The 21,954-nt window shown below is 35.2% G+C and carries 23 protein-coding genes; 8 read left to right on the top strand and 15 right to left on the bottom strand.

Features of this window, described 5'->3' with window-relative positions; translation table 11 throughout:
- Positions 1–45: 45 nt before the first annotated feature.
- The 7 genes from fdx to iscR are packed head-to-tail and all read right to left on the bottom strand — an operon-like array spanning position 46 to position 5,255.
- Positions 46–384, bottom strand: coding sequence for an ISC system 2Fe-2S type ferredoxin (gene fdx / locus H3S74_RS07655; protein ID WP_065577886.1), 339 nt, complete (start codon positions 382–384; stop codon positions 46–48).
- Positions 385–398: 14 nt separating this feature from the next.
- Complete coding sequence (hscA, locus tag H3S74_RS07650) at positions 399–2,258, bottom strand: Fe-S protein assembly chaperone HscA (protein WP_198247615.1); 1,860 nt, start codon at positions 2,256–2,258, stop codon at positions 399–401.
- A 38-nt stretch (positions 2,259–2,296) separates the two neighbouring features.
- Entirely contained in the window at positions 2,297–2,815 is a 519-nt protein-coding gene (gene hscB / locus H3S74_RS07645) for a co-chaperone HscB (protein ID WP_165601579.1), read from the bottom strand.
- 13 nt (positions 2,816–2,828) lie between these two features.
- Entirely contained in the window at positions 2,829–3,152 is a 324-nt protein-coding gene (gene iscA, locus H3S74_RS07640) for an iron-sulfur cluster assembly protein IscA (protein WP_065577888.1), read from the bottom strand.
- Positions 3,152–3,538 carry a Fe-S cluster assembly scaffold IscU gene (iscU, locus tag H3S74_RS07635; protein WP_034884104.1) on the bottom strand — a complete coding sequence of 129 codons (387 nt, stop codon included), beginning with the start codon at positions 3,536–3,538 and terminating at the stop codon, positions 3,152–3,154. The genes iscA and iscU overlap by 1 nt, the downstream gene beginning before the upstream one ends.
- A gap of 16 nt (positions 3,539–3,554) precedes the next feature.
- A complete protein-coding gene (locus H3S74_RS07630; RefSeq protein ID WP_110446963.1) occupies positions 3,555–4,769 on the bottom strand; it encodes an IscS subfamily cysteine desulfurase in 1,215 nt (404 codons plus the stop codon).
- Positions 4,770–4,799: 30 nt separating this feature from the next.
- Positions 4,800–5,255 (bottom strand): Fe-S cluster assembly transcriptional regulator IscR, encoded by a 456-nt coding sequence (gene iscR, locus H3S74_RS07625; protein ID WP_065577890.1) that lies wholly within the window; start codon positions 5,253–5,255, stop codon positions 4,800–4,802.
- Between the two features lie 163 nt (positions 5,256–5,418).
- On the opposite strand from iscR, the gene sltY reads away from it, so the two are divergent.
- The gene (gene sltY / locus H3S74_RS07620; protein WP_198247614.1) at positions 5,419–7,359 is read left to right on the top strand and encodes a murein transglycosylase; all 1,941 of its coding nucleotides are present in this window, start codon (positions 5,419–5,421) and stop codon (positions 7,357–7,359) included.
- Between the two features lie 11 nt (positions 7,360–7,370).
- Positions 7,371–7,661: a trp operon repressor gene (gene trpR, locus H3S74_RS07615; RefSeq protein WP_207463508.1), complete on the top strand. Its 291-nt coding sequence runs from the start codon at positions 7,371–7,373 to the stop codon at positions 7,659–7,661.
- 38 nt (positions 7,662–7,699) lie between these two features.
- Here the strand turns inward: trpR and robA are convergent, their stop codons facing one another.
- From robA to H3S74_RS07600, 3 genes are all read right to left on the bottom strand, one after another.
- Positions 7,700–8,620: an MDR efflux pump AcrAB transcriptional activator RobA gene (gene robA, locus H3S74_RS07610; RefSeq protein ID WP_198201686.1), complete on the bottom strand. Its 921-nt coding sequence runs from the start codon at positions 8,618–8,620 to the stop codon at positions 7,700–7,702.
- Positions 8,621–8,705: 85 nt separating this feature from the next.
- Positions 8,706–9,284 carry a Fe-S biogenesis protein NfuA gene (gene nfuA, locus H3S74_RS07605; protein WP_065577966.1) on the bottom strand — a complete coding sequence of 193 codons (579 nt, stop codon included), beginning with the start codon at positions 9,282–9,284 and terminating at the stop codon, positions 8,706–8,708.
- Positions 9,285–9,386: 102 nt separating this feature from the next.
- Entirely contained in the window at positions 9,387–10,058 is a 672-nt protein-coding gene (locus tag H3S74_RS07600; RefSeq protein WP_198247613.1) for a phosphoribosyltransferase family protein, read from the bottom strand.
- Positions 10,059–10,312: 254 nt separating this feature from the next.
- On the opposite strand from H3S74_RS07600, the gene H3S74_RS07595 reads away from it, so the two are divergent.
- On the top strand, positions 10,313–10,882 hold the full coding sequence (locus H3S74_RS07595; RefSeq protein WP_198201691.1) for a peptidylprolyl isomerase: 570 nt from the start codon (positions 10,313–10,315) through the stop codon (positions 10,880–10,882).
- A gap of 75 nt (positions 10,883–10,957) precedes the next feature.
- Here the strand turns inward: H3S74_RS07595 and H3S74_RS07590 are convergent, their stop codons facing one another.
- Together H3S74_RS07590 and pepB are read right to left on the bottom strand one after the other, a co-directional pair.
- The gene (locus H3S74_RS07590; RefSeq protein WP_110446958.1) at positions 10,958–11,791 is read right to left on the bottom strand and encodes a tetratricopeptide repeat protein; all 834 of its coding nucleotides are present in this window, start codon (positions 11,789–11,791) and stop codon (positions 10,958–10,960) included.
- Between the two features lie 66 nt (positions 11,792–11,857).
- The gene (gene pepB / locus H3S74_RS07585) at positions 11,858–13,138 is read right to left on the bottom strand and encodes an aminopeptidase PepB (protein ID WP_232354874.1); all 1,281 of its coding nucleotides are present in this window, start codon (positions 13,136–13,138) and stop codon (positions 11,858–11,860) included.
- A 101-nt stretch (positions 13,139–13,239) separates the two neighbouring features.
- Here pepB and H3S74_RS07580 point away from each other — a divergent pair, with 101 nt between their 5' ends.
- Together H3S74_RS07580 and ftnA are read left to right on the top strand one after the other, a co-directional pair.
- Positions 13,240–14,004, top strand: coding sequence for a tyrosine-protein phosphatase (locus H3S74_RS07580; RefSeq protein ID WP_198195931.1), 765 nt, complete (start codon positions 13,240–13,242; stop codon positions 14,002–14,004).
- A gap of 97 nt (positions 14,005–14,101) precedes the next feature.
- Complete coding sequence (gene ftnA / locus H3S74_RS07575; protein WP_198201698.1) at positions 14,102–14,623, top strand: non-heme ferritin; 522 nt, start codon at positions 14,102–14,104, stop codon at positions 14,621–14,623.
- A 53-nt stretch (positions 14,624–14,676) separates the two neighbouring features.
- Here ftnA and H3S74_RS07570 read toward each other — a convergent pair whose 3' ends face one another.
- On the bottom strand, positions 14,677–15,294 hold the full coding sequence (locus H3S74_RS07570; RefSeq protein WP_198195933.1) for a 4'-phosphopantetheinyl transferase superfamily protein: 618 nt from the start codon (positions 15,292–15,294) through the stop codon (positions 14,677–14,679).
- Between the two features lie 98 nt (positions 15,295–15,392).
- Here H3S74_RS07570 and metC point away from each other — a divergent pair, with 98 nt between their 5' ends.
- Both metC and tilS read left to right on the top strand, forming a co-directional pair.
- On the top strand, positions 15,393–16,610 hold the full coding sequence (gene metC / locus H3S74_RS07565; protein WP_198247612.1) for a cystathionine beta-lyase: 1,218 nt from the start codon (positions 15,393–15,395) through the stop codon (positions 16,608–16,610).
- An 11-nt stretch (positions 16,611–16,621) separates the two neighbouring features.
- A complete protein-coding gene (gene tilS, locus H3S74_RS07560; protein ID WP_198247611.1) occupies positions 16,622–17,935 on the top strand; it encodes a tRNA lysidine(34) synthetase TilS in 1,314 nt (437 codons plus the stop codon).
- Between the two features lie 55 nt (positions 17,936–17,990).
- On the opposite strand, the gene H3S74_RS07555 is transcribed toward tilS, so the two are convergent.
- Positions 17,991–20,192 (bottom strand): cation-translocating P-type ATPase, encoded by a 2,202-nt coding sequence (locus tag H3S74_RS07555; RefSeq protein WP_198247610.1) that lies wholly within the window; start codon positions 20,190–20,192, stop codon positions 17,991–17,993.
- 204 nt (positions 20,193–20,396) lie between these two features.
- Between H3S74_RS07555 and H3S74_RS07550 the strand changes: the two genes are divergently transcribed.
- Entirely contained in the window at positions 20,397–20,717 is a 321-nt protein-coding gene (locus H3S74_RS07550) for a helix-turn-helix domain-containing protein (protein ID WP_110447045.1), read from the top strand.
- 87 nt (positions 20,718–20,804) lie between these two features.
- Here the strand turns inward: H3S74_RS07550 and suhB are convergent, their stop codons facing one another.
- Positions 20,805–21,608 carry an inositol-1-monophosphatase gene (suhB, locus tag H3S74_RS07545; protein ID WP_198221261.1) on the bottom strand — a complete coding sequence of 268 codons (804 nt, stop codon included), beginning with the start codon at positions 21,606–21,608 and terminating at the stop codon, positions 20,805–20,807.
- Positions 21,609–21,954 lie beyond the last annotated feature (346 nt).

Below are 21,954 nucleotides of genomic sequence, written 5' to 3'. Positions count from 1 at the left end.
AGGAAAGGCGTTTTCACAGAATGATGTCGCCATCAAGGCGACTAATTAATGATCTTCTTTAGCATGATTTAGGCTATATCTTGGGATTTCCACTTCAAGATCTTCATTGGTCACCCTAGCTTGACAACTTAAACGACTATGAGGCTCGACACCCCAAGCTTTATCTAGCATATCATCTTCTTGTTCATCACTTTCTTCAAGTGAGTCAAATCCTTTTCGAACAATACAATGACAAGTTGAACATGCACAAGACATTTCACAAGCATGCTCTATTTCGATGTCATTGCGCAAAGCGACATCTAATATTGATTCGCCTTCTTCGGCCTCAACAGTTTTTCCTTCAGGACAAAGCTCAGCATTTGGTAAAAAGGTAATTTTTGGCATAATAATCTCATTGGTTAAATATCATCAACGCTATGCCCTGTTAAGGCATCTCGTATTGATCTATTCATACGTTTAGCAGCAAAGGTTTGTGTTGCGTTATCAACAATCTTTATTTGCTGCTCAATCAAAGAACAATCATCAGATTCCGTTGCTTGTTGTAATTGTTGTTTTGCATTCAAGATAAGATTAAGTTCTTCTTCATTTAATAAATCGGCATCTTTATCTAGAGCAGATTGTAATGTTTCAAGTACTCTGGCTGCCTCTACTTTCTGTTCGGCGAGCTTTCTTAGTTGTTTATCTTGATTTGCATAATTGATTGAATCTTGAATCATGCTAGCAATTTCATGTTCAGACAGTCCATAAGAAGGCTTAACTTGAATCGCCGCCTCAATCCCTGTCGATTTTTCCATTGCAGTGACACTCAATAAACCATCAGCATCGACTTGAAAGGTAACTCGAATATGCGCACCACCTGCAGGCATAGGAGGGATCCCTCGCAAAGTAAATTTTGCTAACGACCTGCAATCGGCAACACTTTCTCGTTCACCTTGCAAAACATGAATCATCATCGCCGTTTGACCATCTTTAAATGTGGTAAACTCTTGTGCACGAGCGCATGGAATTGTACTATTACGAGGTATAATTTTTTCAACTAATTCCCCCATAGTTTCAATCCCTAATGATAAAGGAATAACATCCAGCAATAACATGTCTGAATCAGGTTTATTGCCAACCAATATATCAGCTTGAATTGCTGCGCCAATAGCAACAACTTTATCAGGATCAATCGACGTTAATGGTTCTGTTTTGAAATAGTGACCAACTAATTGTCTTACTAATGGCACTCGAGTTGAACCACCGACCATCACAACTTCACTAACTTCATCAAAATCAATTTGCGCATCTTTCAACGCTCGGCGACAAACAGCCAATGTTCGTTTAACTAGAGGTTCAATTAAGTCTTCAAATTGTTTACGAGTTATTGTGAAAGACTGCCCTTCTATATTGACTAAAGCAGAATCTTGCTGACTTAGTGCAATTTTAATTTTAACAGCTTCATCAATAATTTTCTGGTTTATATATGGGTCAGAATTGTTATTTAAACCTAACTGTGTTTTTAAAAAATCAGCAAGTAATCGGTCAAAATCATCACCACCAAGTGCTGAATCGCCGCCAGTTGCTAAAACTTCAAATACACCTTTATGTAGGCGTAAAATAGAGATATCAAATGTACCACCACCTAAATCATAAACAGCAATAACACCTTCTTTACCTGAATCTAAGCCATAAGCGATAGCAGCAGCTGTTGGTTCATTCAGTAATCTTAAAACATGTAATCCGGCTAATTTAGCTGCATCCTTAGTTGCTTGTCTTTGCGCATCATCAAAATAAGCTGGAACTGTTATTACTGCACCATCAATCTCACCACCTAAGCTTTGTTTAGCTCGATCAGCCAAAGCAATCAAAATCTCAGCTGAAACTTGTACTGGATTAACTTGTTGATTAGGTAAATTTAATAAAGGAACACCATTATCAGTTTGTGAAAAAGTATAAGGAAAGCGCGAACTATCAATATCAGTTAAGCTCCTTCCCATTAAGCGTTTTACGGAACTAACCGTATTAAATGGATCATTGGCTGCATTAGTTTTAGCATTTTTACCGACCGTAATAATAGTATTATCATCATAGTCTAGGCCATAATGCACAACCGATGGTAATAATGCATTACCGTCTAAATCAGGTAAAACGTCTGCTTGCCCACTACGAACTGTTGCCACTAAAGAATTAGTTGTACCTAGATCTATGCCAATAGCTAATCGACGTTGATGGGGTTCTGGTGTTTGTCCCGGTTCACTAATCTGTAATAATACCATTTGATCTATCTCTAATTGATGTGTTACTTAATCTTAAATTATAAAGCAAATTGCTTTTCTTGTAACTTTTCGATCTGTTCAATCAATCTAGTCAGATAACGGAGTTTATAGATTTGATTAACTGCGTTTTGCCAATCTTGTTGGGACATATGTTGCAATAGCTGATGATAGACTTGTTTTTTTCGTTGCGAAATTTCGGAATGAAAATCATCTAACAGATCAACATTATTCTGATTTTCAATATCGTCCAATTTTTCACGCAAACTAAATTGTTCCATTAAGAAATCGGCATCATGAATAATATTTTGCTCTGTTGCCACATCAAAACCTTGCAAAGACAAAAAATATTCAGCCGCTTTTATCGGATTTTTCAGGGTCTGATAACCATCATTGATCATTGCTGATTTCTGAATAATGGCCATTTTTTCATTATCATTTGCATTGGCAAAGTTATCGGGATGATATTGACGTTGCAATTGTTGATAGTTGGCCGTTAACTGACCACTATCAATAGGTAATTGGATTGGTAATTGAAATAATTCAAAGTAATTAATCACAATTCATGTCCCATTAAACATTAAAACTTTCGCCACAACCACATTCATTGCTAGCGTTAGGGTTATTGAATTTAAAGCCTTCATTTAGACCTTCTTTGACAAAATCAAGCTCTGTTCCATCAATATAAACTAAGCTCTTTTTGTCAACGATAACTTTGACATCTTTATCTTCAAAAACACTATCATCATCATTAATAATATCAGCAAATTCTAATACATAAGCCATTCCAGAACAGCCAGAAGTTTTAACGCCTAACCGAAGCCCAACACCTTTACCTCTGTTAGCTAAAAAGGCCTGAACTCGATTTGCTGCGCTATCAGTTAATGTAATTGCCATTAACGTTGTCCTTTTTTGGTTTTATAATCATCAATTGCTGCTTTGATGGCGTCTTCAGCTAAAATTGAACAGTGAATTTTAACCGGAGGTAAAGCTAATTCTTTTGCTATATCAGTATTTTTTATTGCTTCAGCTTCATCTAATGATTTACCTTTAATCCATTCAGTCACTAATGAACTTGAGGCAATTGCACTACCGCAGCCATAAGTTTTAAATTTGGCATCTTCAATAATGCCATCATCATTAACTTTAATTTGTAATCGCATTACATCGCCACATGCTGGTGCACCAACCATACCACTTCCAACATTCGGATCATTTTGATCGAAAGAACCTACATTGCGAGGATTTTCATAATGATCGACGACTTTTTCACTGTATGCCATAATTTACTCCTAATTTTTAATGGGCTGACCATTTAATTTTTGTTAAATCAACACCATCTTTAAACATTTCCCAAAGCGGAGAAAGATCTCTTAATTTACCGATAGAATCTTTGATTAATTTGATTACATAATCTACTTCTTCTTCAGTACTAAATCGACCAAATGAAAATCTTATTGAACTATGGGCTAGTTCATCATTAAGTCCTAGCGCTCGTAATACATAAGATGGTTCTAAACTTGCAGAAGTACATGCTGAACCAGATGATACAGCTAAATCTTTCAGCGCCATCATGAGCGACTCACCTTCAATATAAGCAAAACTTACATTTAAAATGTTAGCCACACCATGCTCTAATGAACCATTAAGATAGACTTCTTCAATATCTTTTAATCCATTCCATAAACGAGTTTTTAGTGCTAAAAGACGTGGCATTTCTGTTGCCATCTCTTCTTTTGCTATACGGTATGCTTCACCCATACCCACAATTTGGTGTACCGGTAAAGTACCAGAACGCATACCGCGTTCATGTCCACCACCATGCATTTGGGCTTCAATACGCACGCGAGGTTTACGTCTAACATAAAGTCCACCAATGCCTTTTGGTCCATAGATCTTATGTCCAGAAAACGACATAAGATCGACTTTTAATTTGGTTAAGTCTATCGGTAATTTACCAACACTCTGGGTTGCATCAACATGAAATACAATACCTCTTTCACGACACATTTCACCGATTTTTTCGATATCCTGAATAACACCAGTTTCATTATTAACGTGCATAATTGATACAACAGTTGTGTCATTACGCATCGCCGCAGCCAGTTTATCAAGATCAAGAATACCATTTGATTCTGGTGCTAAATAAGTCACTTCATAACCTTCTCGTTCTAATTGACGACAAGTATCAAGCACTGCTTTATGTTCAGTTTTACAGGTAATAATATGTTTACCTTTAGCATAATTAAAATGAGCCGCACCTTTAATGGCTAAGTTATCTGCTTCTGTCGCACCTGAAGTAAATACAATTTCACGTGAATCGGCACCAATTAAGTCAGCAATTTGATTTCGTGCAATATCAACTGCTTCTTCTGCTTGCCAACCAAATTTATGTGAACGAGAAGCGGGATTACCAAAAACACCATCGGGTGTTAAATACTGTATCATTTTTTCAGCTACTCTTGGATCTACAGGCGTTGTTGCTGCATAATCCATATAAATAGGTAATTTCATTAATTACTCCCAATTACAAATTCTGTATTTTTAATTAATTCTGTTTTGATGAAGATGACTTTGTCGATTAGAGACGGCTTTCACTTCTTGATTATTAACCAATTCGCTTAAAGTGATGCTGGTCAAAAAATCATTGATTCGTTCACTTAAGTCATTCCATAAGCTATGGGTAAGGCATCTTACACCGTTTTGACATCCGGTATTACCGTGGCATTTAGTCGCATGAACAGTTTCATCAACAGCTTTTACAATTGAGCTAATCGCAATTTGCTCCATACTACGGCCAAGTACATAACCACCACCAGGACCTCTAACACTTGAAACTAAACCATTTTTACGCAATCGCGAAAACAGTTGTTCTAAATAAGATAGTGAGATTTCCTGACGTTCTGAAATATCAGCAAGTGAAACAGGGCCTGATTCTGAATGCAGTGCTACATCTAACATAGCTGTCACTGCATATCGCCCTTTTGATGTCAATTTCATTAATCATTCCCCTATATTTAACAGTAAATATTTTATATATCCTTTATTTTTAGTCAAGTATTTAGTTGACTATTTTAGTGGGAATTAAGTTATCAGTTCTTCATCGACGAAATATACGGGAATATGCTAATCTAATAAGCTAATTTGATACAGGAGTTTAAGAATGAATTTAGTGATACGTTGGTGTTTGATATTAAGCATACTTTGGGCTAAAAGTGTGTTTGCAGAGCCTACTTTGAGTGATTTGCGACAAAATTATCAAAAGTGGCAAAATACTTATCAATCATTAACTTTTGATGAACAACAAACATTACTAAAACAGTTAAAAAACTATCCATTATACCCTTATGCTGCCGTGCAATTTTTTCAAAATAATATTAAAACAGTATCAACACAAGCAGTAAGTGATTTTGCAAAAAAATATCATGATTTCCCATTAACATCGTCATTAACTCAAGCTTATATAACTGAGCTAGCTAATCGTCAAGACTGGAATGCAATTATCACTTTTCCTATAGATAATTCTATTGCTTCTAATTGTCGATACCAGTATGCAAAATTACAGCAACATCAAGACAAATCAGTGTTAGATAATGTCGAATCGCTATGGTTAACAGGTAAAGAATTACCTTCAGCTTGTGATCCTTTATTAGATACATGGTCAAAAAGTGGTAAACGCACAGCAAATCTTATTTTGTTACGTATAGAACTTGCACTGGAAAACAACAATTTAAAATTAGCTCGCCATTTAACCAACTTACTAGATGATAACTATCAAACAACCAAAAATCATTTATTAGCTATTTTCGATAATCCACGAAAAATTGAAGCTTTTTCAAAAAATATCAAAACGAGCACCTTCACAAAAAAAATTGTCTTAGCTTCTTACCCTCGGTTAGTTAAAGCTGACAAAAATGTGGCTGCAGCATTATTACCACAACTAATTGAAAAACAGAATTTCACTGATGATGAGCAAATTAGATTACAACAAAGCTTAGCCAATAGTTATTTTAGTGATTCAGCAACCCCAGAACAGATAAAATGGCGGGATAATTATATTAGCAAAAGTCATGACTCGACTTTAGTTGAAAAACGTATTCGCATGGCTATTGATGCTAATAATTACAAAGATATTGCACATTGGCTAAAACAACTAACTCCAGAAGATCAATTAAAAGAAGAATGGCAATACTGGCACGCTCGAATATTACTCAATAACAAAAAAACTAACGAAGCAAAACATATCTTAAAAAGTTTAACTAATAAACGTGGTTTTTACGGAATGGTAAGTGCACAAGCTCTTAATCAACCATATAGTATCAATAATTTATCGAAAAAGATCCTGAGTACAGAAGTCAATGCACTAAAAGCCAAGTATGACCAGCAACCATATGTCATTAGAATCAAAGAATTAAGATTATTAGGTATGTTAACGGAGTCAAAACAAGAATGGCGATATGTACTTAAAAACCAAGCAGCAGAAAATGAATATTTAGATTTAGCTAAATACGCTTATCAGAAAGGTTGGGGAGAACTAAGTATACAAGCAACAATATCAGGTAAATTATGGGATAATTGGACTGAACGCCTACCTATCATGTATAAAAACTTATATAATGATGCCTTGAAAGATAAAGCGATTCCATTATCTTATGCTTTAGCAATAACTCGGCAAGAAAGTGCATTTGACACAATGATACAATCTCCAGTTGGAGCCAGTGGTTTAATGCAATTAATGCCAGCAACAGCTAAGGAAACAGCCAAAAAAATCAATAATATTACCTATTATTCACCAAGCCAACTGTTTGAACCGACAACGAATATACAGTTAGGTACTTATTTTTTAAATAGCGTTTATTTACAAAATGATAACAATCGTATTTTATCCTCGGCGGCCTATAATGCAGGTCCTGGCCGAGTAAAAAAATGGTTGAATAATAGTAATGGAAAACTTGATGCTATCGCATTTATTGAAAGTATTCCCTTTAATGAAACTCGAAATTATGTCAAAAGTGTATTAGTTTATGATTATATTTACCAATATATTTTAGGAAATCAACACCCTCATATACTGACAACAAACGAATTTAATAGACAATATTAATGGTGCATTACATGAAAACTAAAGAATGGAACCAAACGGTTGAAATATTACACCAAGCATTTAATAGCGGTTATTCATTAGATATATTGAAATTACTGATGACAGCTGATGAGCGGGATGCATTAATCACAAGAGTTAAAATTGTCCGTTCATTACTGGATGGCTCAATTAATCAACGCCAACTTAAAGAGCAATTGAAAATTGGCATTGCCACTGTGACCAGAGGCTCGAATAGTTTAAAAGAAGCAACTCCTGAATTTAAAGTGTGGTTGGAAAACATTCTATTGAAATCAGATAAATAAAATAATAGTCAATATTTATCAAAACTAGTTAAAGTAGACTATAACAAGTTTGACTGGATATTGACTTCATCATCTGCAACCACAGGAACACAATAATCGCATTCCATAGTATGAATATCTTCAAAACATTTAATCGTATCATCATGATGATTATGATGAATCTCAATTAAACAGCTTGAGGTGCGTAACCGAACTTTCAATGCAGGCATTGCAGCTAAATGGACTTGAGAAATAAAATCGCTGAAATTTTCTAGCAAACCGATATATTTAAAACAAAGATATAAACCACCTTCATTAACAATTGGTTCTATATGCTCAAGATTATTATTATGATCTAAGGCAATTGTATATAAAAGTTCTTGTTCATTAGCATTATCTTTACTTTTCAAGATACGGCTAAAAGCAAAAATCTTATCCGGTAAACTGTCGCTATTGTGAGCATAATGGGATAAATAATTTTGAAAAAACTGCGATCTTAATTTATTTTCTTCATCTAAAATTTGACTCAAATTACAATTATTTTTGTAAGAGATCCCCCAAAAAGTTTGTTTCGGCATATTCACAAATTTAGGCTCAGGTAAAGAAAGTCGATTTTTATTTAATTCAATAGCAGGAGTTAACCCGGTAGGATCCCAAAATTCACCACGACGATAACTTGCTGGTGTTTCATTAAATTGCTTTTTAAAAGAACGAGTAAAAGTTTGCTGCGAATCAAAACGATATTGCATAGCAATATCTAAAATAGGTTTACTTGTCATGCGCAAAGATAATGCCGCATAAGTTAATCTGCGGTGACGAATATAAGTACCAAGCACTTGACCAGTTACTTCTTTAAACATCCGTTGTAAATGCCACTTCGAATAACCTGATTTCTGGGCGACATTATCAATAGATAAGGGTTGCTCTAAATTTTTTTCAATCCAAACGATAAGATCTGAAATAATACTAACTTGATTCATATAACCCCATCATGATGTGAATTGGCAAACATTATGCGATTATGACTTAATCACAGCAATAAGCAAGATGTAAATCGAAAATTTTTTAACAATATGAATGGCTTCCAGCTTGATGTTCGGTAATATCTTTTACGCCAGCCAGTTCAGGGAATTCAGCAAGTAGCTGTTTTTCAATCCCCTCTTTTAAAGTGTAATCGACCATCGAACAACCATTACAACCACCGCCAAATTGTAATATCGCATAATTATCATCGGTTAATTCAACCAAACTCACATGACCACCATGACTAGCTAATTGTGGATTAACCTGTGCTTGAATAACATAATTGACGCGTTCAATTAACGGCGCATCATCGGCAACCTTTTTCATTTTTGAATTCGGCGCTTTCAAAGTTAATTGAGAACCTAATTCATCTGTTACATAATCAATCACCGTTTCCTCTAAAAAAGGAGCGCTAATTTCATCAATATAAATAGCAAAACCTGCTTGTTGTTGTTCTTCTATATCGCTATCTTCTATAGTATCTGCTGGGCAATATGAAACCCCACATTCTGCCGATGGTGTGCCAGGATTAATAACAAAAACCCGAATTTGTGTACCATCAGGCTGATTAGCAAGTAATTTTTTAAAATGTTGTTGCGCTGATTCAGAAATGGTAATAATAGACATAATCCCTCACTTTGACACGATTGACATTAATCATCACTAACATCATCGATAATAGTTGACTAACCTTGTTGGTCATTATAGGGGGTGTTTTAGATTTTACAAGATGGTGCGACATAAACAAACTACCTGAATATAGTTTGCCCCACAATGTTTTAACTGTTGGCTAATGGCATTTATGGTATTGCCGGTAGTAACAATATCATCAATAAGCATTATCGATTGATTGGTTAAATCATCGCGGCAACTAAATAAGGTTTCAACATTGGTTATTCGTTGCTTAAGCGATAGATACTTTTGATCGTGTGCCACTGACTTTCGTGATAACAGATAAGGTTGAAAATCACAATTGAGCCATCTAGCTATTGGTCTCGCTAATAATGCCGCTTGATTAAAGCCTCTAGACCAATAACGAAAATGGTGCAATGGAACACAAGTTACAATATCTGGTTTAACCAAACCACTACTCAACCGTCGTTGATACCACGCTAAAAACATTAATCTAGCCAGAACATTAGTTAATTCAGTTTTTCGATAAAATTTTAAATGTTGGATTAATCTTTTTAACGGTGCCATATATTCTGTTACCGCAATCATTTCATCCCAATAAGGCCGATTATCACGACATCGATAGCAGATTTTGGTTGATAATGAATGAGGAAGACTACATTGATAACAAATCTTATTAAATTTTGGTAAGTTTTTAACACATTGACTACAAATCCCATGAAGAGGCAACACTAAAGGCATGTTACATAAAATACATCGCATAATAATTCATCGCTTAGCAAAAAATTTTGAGGAACAGGGTTTTTTATCTACAAAATATGCTTAAAAATACAAAGAAAATAGAAAATAAACTCACTAATAAAATGAATTATAATAAATAAAAACTATTTTTTATTTATTAATCGCAATATTGGAATCTATCACCCAGAATTTTAGTTAATTAGTCATATTAATCATTTCAATTCATTTAATATTCGGTATAATTTGCCCACTATTTTGGAGTAAGGATTTGTTAAATGAAAAAAATCAAACTATTACTTATATCATTACTATTAAGCCTTTTTTCAACTGTTGCATTGGCTGATAGCAAAGTATTATTACAAACCAGTATGGGCGATATTGAAATTGAATTAGATAGTGAACATGCACCAATTACCACGAAAAATTTTCTTGATTATGTCAATAGCGGCTATTATGAAAATTTAACCTTCCATCGAGTCATTCCTGGATTTATGATTCAAGGCGGTGGCGCTGATGATCAATTAAAATTCAAAGAAACTCAACAACCAATTAAAAATGAAGCCAATAATGGCTTGAAAAACGATCGCGGAACTATCGCAATGGCAAGAACCAATGTTGTAGATAGTGCAACTAGCCAATTCTTTATTAATGTTGTCAATAATGATTTTCTTAATTACCAATCACCAGACCAATATGGTTATGCAGTTTTTGGTAAAGTCATTAAAGGAATGGATGTCGTTGATAAAATTGTTAATGTCGCTACAAAACGCATGGGACCACATCAAAATGTCCCTGTTGAACCAATCTATATTAAAAAAGCAACTGTGATTGAAGATAAACAATAGGTTGTTCTAAAATTAATCAACACTTCAAGTAAACCACCTTAGTGATTTAAGGTGGTTTTTTATTAAATCTTAGGATTATTTTTTTAATTTATTACAAGCTTTTTCAAAACCCCGCTCACAGGACTGTTTAAAATACTTATTAGCTAATAATTTGTTTTGCTCAACCCCATCACCTTTATCATACATAATTCCTAACCTGTATTGTGCTTCAGGGACGACATTCCGCTCCGCTAATTTAGTATACCAAAATGCTGCTTTTTGTTTATTTTGTTCAACTCCATCACCTTCATCATACATAAGAGCTAAATTAAATTGTGAGTTGAAGTCACCTTGTTCTGCAGCTTTTTCATACCAAAATATCGCTTTTTGTTTATCTTGTTCTATTCCATCACCTTTATCATACATAAGTCCTAACGCGTATTGTGCATCCATATAACCTTGTTCAGCTGATTTTATATACAAAGTTAAAGCTTTTTGTATATTTGGTTCAACGCCATGACCATATTCATACATAATACCTAAATTATATTGTGATGGGGGGTCATTTTGTTCTACAGCTTTCTCATACCAAAATAACGCTTTTTGGGAATCTTGTGTTTCATCATCACTTTGATCATACAATATGCCTAGAGTATATTGTGCATCTACATAACCTTGTTCGGCTGATTTTGTAAACCAATAAATAGCCTTTTGATATAGTGAATCATCTTGCTCATCTCCTGTTATAGCCTGATAATATAAGTCACCTAAAAGATACTGCGCTTCTGAACTACCTTTTTCTGCTTCTTGTGTACATTCAATAAGTGCCTTTTCATAATTTTTATTTTCATATTCTGTTGTACAATCCCTCGCATAAGTAACAAAAGAAAATAAGAGGGGCATAACTAATAGTAACTTTTTTATATTCATGATATTCCTTATATATTTATAAACTTTTTTAAAATTCTATTTAATGCATCATAAAATCATTACTAATCATTTTAATATAGTTAACAAATTAGCCAGCGTTCTTACCCCAATACCTGTTGCACCTGTTGCCCATAAAGCGGTGGCACTTTTGCGGAATGTAGCTGAACAGTCAATATGTAGCCAATTTTGTTTATAATTTTTAATAAAATGAGATAAAAATGCCGCAGCAGTACTTGCACCAGCGGTATTTGGTAATCCAGAATTGGCCATATCAGCAAAAGATGATGGAAATTGACTACGATGAAAATCAGCTAATGGTAATCGCCAAAAAGCTTCATGTTCCACTTGGCTACTTGCTAATAACTGATTTGCAAAGAGGTCGTCAAACGAAAGTAATGAATGGTAATCGTTACCTACAGCAATTTTTGCTGCACCAGTAAGGGTTGCACAGTCAATAATATAATGAGGATTATCGTTGTCGGCACTAATTAATCCATCAGCTAAAACTAACCGTCCTTCTGCATCAGTATTATCAACTTCAACAGTTTTACCATTACGATATCGAATAATATCACCCAGTTTAAATGCCTTACCACTCACCAAATTATCAGCACAACACAGATAAAGTTTGATACGATGTTTAACACCTCGAGCAATAGCAAGCGCCAGAGCTCCCGTTACCAATGCTGCGCCCCCCATATCCGATCGCATTGATTCCATAAAACTGCTTGGCTTTAAGCTATAACCACCAGAATCAAAGGTAATACCTTTACCGACTAAACAAGCAACAATTGGGGCTTTAGGATTTTTAGTCGGATTATAATCAAGCTCAAGCAACGCTGCCGGGCGTTCTGATCCTTTGCCAACCGTGTAAATACCCATATAATCCTGTTCTTTTAATGCTTCACCTGAAGTAATGTTATAGGTAATATCTGAGGAATAATTACTAATTAAGTTTGCACTTTGCATTGCCAGTTCTAACGGGCTTAATGTTTCAGCTTGTTGATTAACAATATCTCGACACCAATCAATAATTGCGAGACGATGTTTTAGTTCTTGCTTATCTTGACTATCAAGTTTGGCCCAACTCACTTTATTATTATTCTTAGCATTACGATAACCGAGCCAAAAATGCCAACAAGATTCTAAATCCCAATTATCACCAATAAGTTTAACTGACTTAATACCTTGATTATCTAGTTTTCGAGCTGCTCGCTGAATGGCACCATGTCGATGGTCAGGTTGATAATGAATGGTAATAGCATCATCAGAAAAACTAAGTAAAGCATCTTTACCCCATTTAGATGGAGCAGGTTTTTCCGATAATAAGATAGATAAAGTCGACATAATAGATTCCTCAAGCAATAATAATGCAAAAACGATGAATCAATTCTAATCAGAAACATGTTAATATAGCAAGCAAAGTTAAGCAGAAATAAGGACCAATAATGACATCAGTTGTACCAATCCAAAATGGAATTAATTTTCGAGACTTAGGTGGTATTAAAACCAGTGATGGTCGCCAAATTCGTTCAGGAATGTTGTATCGTTCGGGTGAATTCTCTCGCCTTAGTGATGAGGAAAAAAAGTTCTTATCTGATGAGCTTAATTTACATTATGTATTAGATTATCGTGATCAACTTGAAATCGATCGTAATCCCGATAATCTTTGGAACAATAGCCAATATTTTAATATCCCAGCAAATCCATTAAGTGATGAAATTACGGCAAGCTTAGTTAGTGATGATATATTCGTACTTAAAAAATATTCGCCTTTGGATTTTATGATTAAACTCTATCAGCTATTACCATTTAATAATCCAGCTTATAAAAAATTAATATCAATATTACTTAATGCGAATGGCAAACCATTAGTACAACACTGTGCAGTAGGTAAAGATAGAACTGGTGTCGGTGTCGCCTTAACCCTATTTGCATTAGGTGTCAGCGAAGACGTTATTATGCAAGATTATTTGCTTACCGAACAATATTTAAATGATTATCGTCAAGCAGTACTTAGCCAAAATAAAAGTAAATTATCAGCTGAAGAGTTTGAAAAACAAAAAATCATTTTTTCAGCTAAGCAAGAGTTTTTAACCGCTGCTATCGATGAGATTAAAAAACGCTATAACACAATAGATAATTGGTTACACCAAGAATATCAATTAGATGATAACAATAGAAAGATCCTTCAAGATATTTATCTAATTTAACTAATATAAGTGTATGAATAGCTATCATACACTTATCAATAATCACTTTATCTCAATAAAAAGTGAAATACTAAAAAAGCAATGTGAGGAAAATGAAATGTTAACCAACCAAATGGTCAAAAAACTCAATGACCAATTAAATCTAGAATTCTATTCTTCTAACCTTTACCTACAAATGAGTGCATGGTGTGATGATCAAAATTTTCCTTCGTTTGGAAAATTTTTAAGAGATCATGCTAGCGAAGAACGCCAGCATATGGAACGCTTATTTGATTATGTGTTAGATTGCGGTGCATTAGCACTTATTGGCAAAATTGAAGCACCAGAATCAGAATATAAATCACTGCTTGATGTGTTTAGAGCGGCATATCAACATGAACTTAAAATTACCAAAGAGATAAATGAGCTTGTTGACTATGCTTTAACCCAAAAAGATTTCTCAACATTTCACTTTTTACAATGGTACGTTGCTGAACAACATGAAGAAGAAAAACTTTTTAAAAGCATTGTTGATAAACTGGAATTAGTTGGTGAAAACAAACGAGATTTATTCTTTATGGATAAAGATTTTAATAAAACATTAAGTGAGTCTGGTTTACTTGCTTCCAGCGCAGAATAAATTAATAATATTAATCTGCTACGACCATCACGGTGTAGCAGATGATTATCCTGTTAAGATTGCAAAATAAAATCTGTAATAGGTTTATTATGATTTACGGCAAGATGAACTGCTTCTACTTGCTGATATTGATAATAAAAATCCTGTCCAAATGGCGCACTAATCATCTGTTTTTCAACATCTATTTTGACCGATTTTATTTGCCAAACACCTTTCGCATATAATTTAAGTGCAGATTCTTTTAATGTCCAAAGTTGCCAAAATGCCGCTAAAGTATCCGATTGTTTTAATATCCATTGATATTCTTCATTAGCAAAATAATTTTTGGCGACATTCAGATAATTTTTACGCTGCCTAGCAACTTCAATATCAATCCCAACCCTACCATTTAAGGATATGGCAACTGCCACCCAATCTTTACTATGACTGATATTAAAATCAGGCAGGTTATGTTGTAAAAAGCAAGGACGGCTATTATCACCAATAATGATGGGTGGCAAACTATCAATATGACAATACTGTTTAAGTAAACTAGCTAAAATTGAACGACAAACTAAAAACTGTTTTTTTCGTGAACCACTTAATGACTCAGCATCATTAATGATTTGTGGTGATAATAATGAATAGTTCACTTCTGCCGTATCTAAATGAGCAAGTTGAGCAATTAACATTTTATGTAAGCCAATTTAAACAAAAATTATTTTTTACTATTTTAACAGCATGCTATGCTAACTGTTATCGAAATTTATCGGTTCACTAAGGATGCATCATGTCGTTACAAACAAAATTAGTTCATGCTGGTCGAAAAAAACGTTATACCCAAGGTGCTGTTAACTCCGTTATTCAGAGAGCATCATCACTTGTTTTTGATTCACTAGAAGCGAAAAAAGACGCGATGGAAAATCGAGCCAAAGGCGGATTATTTTATGGTCGACGCGGTACCTTGACTCATTTTGCCTTACAAGATGCCATGGTCGAAATTGAAGGTGGCGCAGGTTGTTATCTTTATCCTTGTGGTGCAGCAGCAATTGCGAATGCTATCTTAGCTTTTGTCAAATCAGGTGATCATATTTTGGTTTCAGAAGCCAGTTACGAGCCAACGCAAGAATTTTGCGAACATATATTAAAAGATTTTGGTGTGGAAACCGATTATTTTTCACCCTTGATTGGTCGCTATATTACTAATCATATTAAACCCAATACCAAAGTAGTATTTCTTGAATCACCAAGTTCAATCACTATGGAACTGCATGATGTGCCAGCGATAGTTAAAGCTATTCGCAGTATTAATCCGGAAATTGTCATTATGATGGATAATACTTGGGCTGCTGGTGTTTTATTTAAAGCATTAGAGCATGATGTTGATATCTCTATTCAAGCCGGTACTAAGTATTTAATCGGTCACTCTGATGCTATGTTAGGTACTGCGGTTGCTAATCAACGATGTTGGGATCGATTACGTGAACGTTCTTATTTAATGGGACAAATGTGTGATGCTGATACCGCTTATATGGCAGCACGAGGATTAAGAACCTTAGCGGTCAGGTTAAAACAACATCACGAAAGTGGACTAAAAGTAGCTAACTGGTTAGCAAATCACCCCAAAGTTGCCACGGTTAACCATCCTGCATTAGCAAGCTGTAAAGGGCATGAATTTTTTAAACGTGATTTTAGCGGCGCTAGTGGCCTATTTTCGTTTGTACTTAAAGATCATTTGAGCGAAGTGCAATTATCTGATTTTTTAGATAATATGACTCACTTCTCGATGGCGTATTCATGGGGTGGATTCGAATCATTGATTTTAGCCAATCAACCTGAAGATCTTGCGAAAATACGCCCGGTATCAGGAGTGGATTTCACAGGTACATTAATTCGATTACATATTGGCCTTGAAGATCCTGATGATTTAATCGCCGATCTGGCTGCTGGCCTAGATCGAATCAATCTACACAAAAATAAGGTTAATGCGTTACAAAGCTTAGTATAAATGGATAGCACATGAGCCATCAAAGCCAAACCAAAATAGACAATATTGTTGAGCAAACTATTTTACAACATCTAAACGGTCGGCAATCGTTATTGGTTGCCTTTAGTGGTGGTGTTGATTCAACAGTATTAATGCACACATTAGTCACCTTAAAGCAACGGCTACAAAATTTACAACTAAGAGCAATTTATATTCATCACGGTTTAAGTAAAAATGCCGATAATTGGGCTGAACATTGCCAGAGACAATGCCAAACGTGGCAAGTGCCATTGATTATTGAAAAAGTAAAACTTAATCGTAGTACTGGCAATATTGAGGAACAGGCCAGAGAAGCTCGTTATCAAGCCATTTATCAACATTTAAAAAGTGATGAGTTGTTATGTACGGCACAACATCTAGACGACCAATGCGAAACTTTCTTCCTAGCCTTAAAACGTGGTAGTGGCCCAACAGGCTTATCCGCTATGCCTCTAGAAAATGGCCAACATCTTAGACCGTTATTAACGATCTCTCGTCAAGAAATTGAACAATATGCCAATCAACATCTATTAAGTTGGATTGAAGATGAAAGTAATCAAGACGACCATTATGATCGTAACTTTTTACGCTTAAAGGTAATGCCAATACTTAATCAACGTTGGCCACATTTTTCACAAATGGTGGCTCGTAGTGCTGAATTATGTCAACAGCAAGAAGCTTTAATCCATGAGCTGTTATTGGCTGAATTTGAGCAAATTATTGGTAATGCTAAGCAACTCAATATTCAACCTTTACGGGATTATTCTCAATACAAACGTAATGCAATATTGCGAATGTGGTTTAGAGAGCAACATATCGGCATGCCAAGTCAAAAGCAACTGTCGTTAATTTGGCAAACCGTTATTCAAGCGAAAGAAGATGCCAATCCGCAATTTATTTTGCATAATCGACAGATTCGCCGCTATCAAAACCAACTCTATTTATTACCTTTATATCAAGATATTGAAAAGCAAATCCTGCCGTGGGATTTAGCTACGTCACTCACTTTGCCTGATAATTTAGGCCATTTACAGCCTAATTATCAAACAGATTTAACCTGCCGTTTACCACAAAAAGATGAAACGGTTTCGGTGCGTTTTCATGCGCAAGGTCAATTTCAAATTGTACAGCGCCAAGGATCACGATCAATCAAAAAATTATGGCAAGAACACCATATTCCACCATGGATGCGCACTCGTATTCCATTAATTTACTATAATGAACAATTGATTACTGCCGTTGGGGTATTTGTTACTGAGCAAGGTAAAGGATCACAAGTTGGTTTCAAGTTAAGCGATACACTATAAATTAAAAAATAAGGAGAAAATACATCTCCTTATTTTAACTTTATAAAATATCATACTATTTTGGCTCAGAACGTGCTTGCCAACGTTTTAATAATAAAGCATTAGTTACCACACTTACACTGCTAAGTGCCATAGCAGCGCCGGCTATCATTGGATTTAAGAAGCCGAAGGCAGCAAGAGGAATGCCAATTAAATTATAGAAAAAAGCCCAAAATAAATTTTGCTTAATTTTATTATAGGTTCGGCGAGAGATATCAATAGCATCGGCAATTAAAAATAGATTGCCACGCATCAACGTTATACTCGCTGCATGCATCGCGACATCAGTCCCCGTTCCCATAGCAATACCAATATCAGCCGCAGCTAGAGCTGGAGCATCATTAATACCGTCACCCACCATTGCCACTTTATGATTACTATTGCTATTGTTAAGGTTTTGGCTCTCTTTTTGTAATTGATAAATATAATTGGCTTTATCTTGTGGTAAAACCTCAGCAATAACTTTATCTAAATGTAATTGCTGTGCTACATAATTAGCCGCTTGTTGATTGTCACCGGTTAACATAACCGTATTTACGTTTAATTGATGTAATGCATCAATGGCATTTTTTGCTTCCGATTTAATTACATCAGCAAAACCAAATAAGGCTAATATCACAACACCATTTTCCGATTGCTGTTTGGCTAAAAATGAGATTGTATAACCTTTTTGGGTAAGTTCATTAATTTTATCCTGCATATCCACAAAATAGGCATTTAATGATTTCATCCAACGCAAACTACCCAAATAATATTCATGATTATCAATGGTTGCCATTACCCCTGAACCTGCAACCGAGGTAATATTCTGCGCATAATTATACGATTTAGCTTTCGCTAAAATTGCTTTAGCGAGTGGATGCTCACTTCCGGCTTGCATTGATGCCGCTAGTGCAAGAATTTGATCGGCAGTTTCTGTGCCCATTACATCCAGTTCAACTAATTCTGGTTTACCAATGGTTAATGTGCCAGTTTTATCAAATGCTACCGTATTAATGTTATGTAAGGTTTCAAGCGCCTCGGCATCTTTAATCAAAATACCATGGCGAGCAGCAACCCCCGTACCAACCATTATGGCGGTGGGTGTCGCCAATCCTAATGCACATGGGCAAGCAATGACTAACACCGCGACCGCATGTAGTAAAGCTTGCTGCCAATCATGAGAAATAAAGCCCCATGCAAGTAGAGTAATCAGAGCAATGATTAAAATTACAGGAACAAAAATAGCACTTATTCGATCGACAATACGCTGAATGGGCGCTTTTTTCGCTTGAGCAGATTCGACCATAGCGATAATCTTAGACAAAGTCGAATCAGCTTGTACCGCTGTTGTTTTTACTATCAATAATCCTTCACCATTAATGGTGCCACCAGTTACCACACTATTGGGGGTTTTATTAACGGGAAAACTTTCTCCTGTCAACATAGATTCATCACAACTTGATGCGCCTTCAATAACAACACCATCAACAGGAACTCGCTCACCGGGTTTAATCACAACCACATCATCAACCTTAACTTGACTTATCGGTAAACTCACTTCTTGATCGTTTTGTCGAACTAACGCAACTTCAGGGCGAAGTGCAGAAAGTGCCTCAATCGCTTGAGTCGTTTGATGTTTGGCTCTTGACTCTAACCATTTACCAATTAAAATTAATGTAATAATAACAACCGACGACTCAAAATAAAGGTGATCATCATTACCGATGATAAGTTGATAAAGCGACAATCCATAAGCAGCACTGGTACCAATAGCAACTAGCAAATCCATATTTCCTGATAATGCTTTAGCTGCATTAAAACCACTTCGATAAAATTTAGCGCCAAGACCAAATTGCACAATCGAAGCAATCACTAATTGCAACCAAGCGGGCATCATCCAATGAATAGCAAACGGTTCAAGTAACATCGGCAACACAAAAGGAATCGCTAAGATAACAGAGATAATAATCGGCCAAATTGATGCTTGTTTACTCATATCTTGGGCATGAATTTCTGGTTCAGTAATCTTTACGGCGTGGTAACCAGCTTTATCGACTGCTGCCATTAAGGCTTCTAATTGCACATTAGTATTAGCTTCAACTGTTGCCTTTTCTGTCGCAAGGTTAACACTAACATTAATCACGCCATCAATCTTTTTTAATGCTTTTTCAACACGACTAACGCATGATGCGCAACTCATCTCTTCCACAAAAAAATTATATTCGACGGTTTTCATTTGATGTTTCCCGTGGTTTTTGATGTGATTTATATAGCTATTGTAATATTAATTATCCTTTTAACAAGAATGCACTTTTTTGATATATACTACCTAAAAAGATACCATTGAGATAATAATGTGAAAAATAATCCGATTAATACCACTTGTTGTGGAAAAGAACATCAACCTATCACCTGTTGTCCAGTTGATGCCGCAATTAATATGATTGGTGGTAAATATAAATCGCTCATTTTATGGAAACTGATGACCGAAACCACCTTAAGATTTTCACAATTACAGAAAGAAATTCCAACCGCTACACCTAAAATGCTAACCCAACAGCTACGTGAACTTGAAGCAAATGGCCTAATTCATCGACACGTTTATCCCGTTGTACCACCTAAAGTAGAATATTCTTTAACCAACTTTGGCAAAAGTATCAGGCCTGTTCTCGAATCGATGTATATTTGGGGTAGTGACTATTTAAACAATCAAGGCTTACAAGTTAATTGTTCCATGACAGCAATAACTGATCCACAATAACCAATAGCAAATTTATATTTTTGATAAAAGATATAAAGACAAAATGCAGGGATAAGACAGCCCTGCATTTAGATAAAGAAAGTAAAATTAATTACGCAAATTTTCTGGCCAATCATTTTGAGTAGAAACAAGCAGATCTTTAACGATTCTTGGATTGCCTGCAACTATGTTACCAGAAACCATATAATTATTACCGCCAGCAAAATCAGTAACCACGCCACCAGCTTCACGTAAAATCAGCTCACCAGCAGCAATATCCCATGGTTTTAAGCCGATTTCAAAAAAGCCATCTAAACGCCCTGATGCGACATAAGCTAAATCTAATGCTGCTGAACCTGTACGGCGAAAATCACCACATTTAGTGAATAATTTTTGCAATACTGCAAAATAACTATCGCTGTGTTGTTTAGCTTTAAAAGGGAAAGCCATTGCCAAAACGCTACCTTCTAAGTCTTTAGCATTACTTACACGGATACGGTAACCATTTAGTTGTGCGCCTTTACCTCGTGCAGCCGTAAAAAGTTCATTACTCATTGGATTATACACAACAGCAACTTCAGTTTTACCTTTAACTCGAGCGGCAATCGAAACAGCAAAATGAGGAATATTTTTAATAAAATTAGTAGTACCATCAATTGGGTCAATTATCCATTGCGTTTCAGCATCATTACCTTTAGCTAATCCGCTTTCTTCAGCAATAATAGTATGATCAGGATACGCTTTCTTGATCGTTTCGATAATTAAGGCTTCAGCAGCACGATCAGCGTTAGTAGCAAAATCGTTGGCACCTTTAGTGTCAATTTCGATTGAACTTGGATTTTCATAAGCCTTAATGGCCACATTACCTGCTTTACGAGCAGCACGAATAGCAATATTCAGCATCGGATGCATAATTTTCTTCCAATTGATGATGTTAAAGAACGGGTTGATTTAGCAACACAGCAAGTATTACTAAAAATTGCCACATAGTATAAAGGTTTTATACTAACTTTGCCAGCCATTGTTAATAGAGGAAAACTTAAAATAAAAAAATTAGTCGAATCAGCAATATTTATACAAGTAAAAACATGACTAGCAATAATAATTAGCCATATTAATACTAGTCACAATATATTTTTGGTAAATGTTATTTAATTCCAAAAAAGCAAAAAGGATCATTTTAAATGATAAATATCCTAGTTTCATCATCAAGATATCCTCGTCATTTTACTGTTACTCATCTAACCACGCTGTACTA

The organism is Gilliamella sp. W8126 (genome assembly GCF_016102185.1).
GTDB classification, from domain to species: Bacteria; Pseudomonadota; Gammaproteobacteria; order Enterobacterales; family Orbaceae; genus Gilliamella; species Gilliamella apis_A.
This window is presented reverse-complemented; position numbering and strand designations above follow the sequence as displayed.

Coding starts and splice junctions, on each gene's coding strand:
- H3S74_RS07630 (WP_110446963.1), bottom strand. CDS start 4,769: ATGAAATTACCTATTTATATGGATTATGCAGCAACAACGCCTGTAGAT.
- H3S74_RS07550 (WP_110447045.1), top strand. CDS start 20,397: ATGATTGGTGGTAAATATAAATCGCTCATTTTATGGAAACTGATGACC.
- iscA (WP_065577888.1), bottom strand. CDS start 3,152: ATGGCAATTACATTAACTGATAGCGCAGCAAATCGAGTTCAGGCCTTT.
- iscR (WP_065577890.1), bottom strand. CDS start 5,255: ATGAAATTGACATCAAAAGGGCGATATGCAGTGACAGCTATGTTAGAT.
- H3S74_RS07590 (WP_110446958.1), bottom strand. CDS start 11,791: ATGAATATAAAAAAGTTACTATTAGTTATGCCCCTCTTATTTTCTTTT.
- iscU (WP_034884104.1), bottom strand. CDS start 3,538: ATGGCATACAGTGAAAAAGTCGTCGATCATTATGAAAATCCTCGCAAT.
- ftnA (WP_198201698.1), top strand. CDS start 14,102: ATGTTAACCAACCAAATGGTCAAAAAACTCAATGACCAATTAAATCTA.
- sltY (WP_198247614.1), top strand. CDS start 5,419: ATGAATTTAGTGATACGTTGGTGTTTGATATTAAGCATACTTTGGGCT.
- tilS (WP_198247611.1), top strand. CDS start 16,622: ATGAGCCATCAAAGCCAAACCAAAATAGACAATATTGTTGAGCAAACT.
- robA (WP_198201686.1), bottom strand. CDS start 8,620: ATGAATCAAGTTAGTATTATTTCAGATCTTATCGTTTGGATTGAAAAA.
- H3S74_RS07595 (WP_198201691.1), top strand. CDS start 10,313: ATGAAAAAAATCAAACTATTACTTATATCATTACTATTAAGCCTTTTT.
- fdx (WP_065577886.1), bottom strand. CDS start 384: ATGCCAAAAATTACCTTTTTACCAAATGCTGAGCTTTGTCCTGAAGGA.
- metC (WP_198247612.1), top strand. CDS start 15,393: ATGTCGTTACAAACAAAATTAGTTCATGCTGGTCGAAAAAAACGTTAT.
- H3S74_RS07555 (WP_198247610.1), bottom strand. CDS start 20,192: ATGAAAACCGTCGAATATAATTTTTTTGTGGAAGAGATGAGTTGCGCA.
- suhB (WP_198221261.1), bottom strand. CDS start 21,608: ATGCATCCGATGCTGAATATTGCTATTCGTGCTGCTCGTAAAGCAGGT.
- pepB (WP_232354874.1), bottom strand. CDS start 13,138: ATGTCGACTTTATCTATCTTATTATCGGAAAAACCTGCTCCATCTAAA.
- hscA (WP_198247615.1), bottom strand. CDS start 2,258: ATGGTATTATTACAGATTAGTGAACCGGGACAAACACCAGAACCCCAT.
- H3S74_RS07600 (WP_198247613.1), bottom strand. CDS start 10,058: ATGCGATGTATTTTATGTAACATGCCTTTAGTGTTGCCTCTTCATGGG.
- H3S74_RS07570 (WP_198195933.1), bottom strand. CDS start 15,294: ATGTTAATTGCTCAACTTGCTCATTTAGATACGGCAGAAGTGAACTAT.
- trpR (WP_207463508.1), top strand. CDS start 7,371: ATGAAAACTAAAGAATGGAACCAAACGGTTGAAATATTACACCAAGCA.
- H3S74_RS07580 (WP_198195931.1), top strand. CDS start 13,240: ATGACATCAGTTGTACCAATCCAAAATGGAATTAATTTTCGAGACTTA.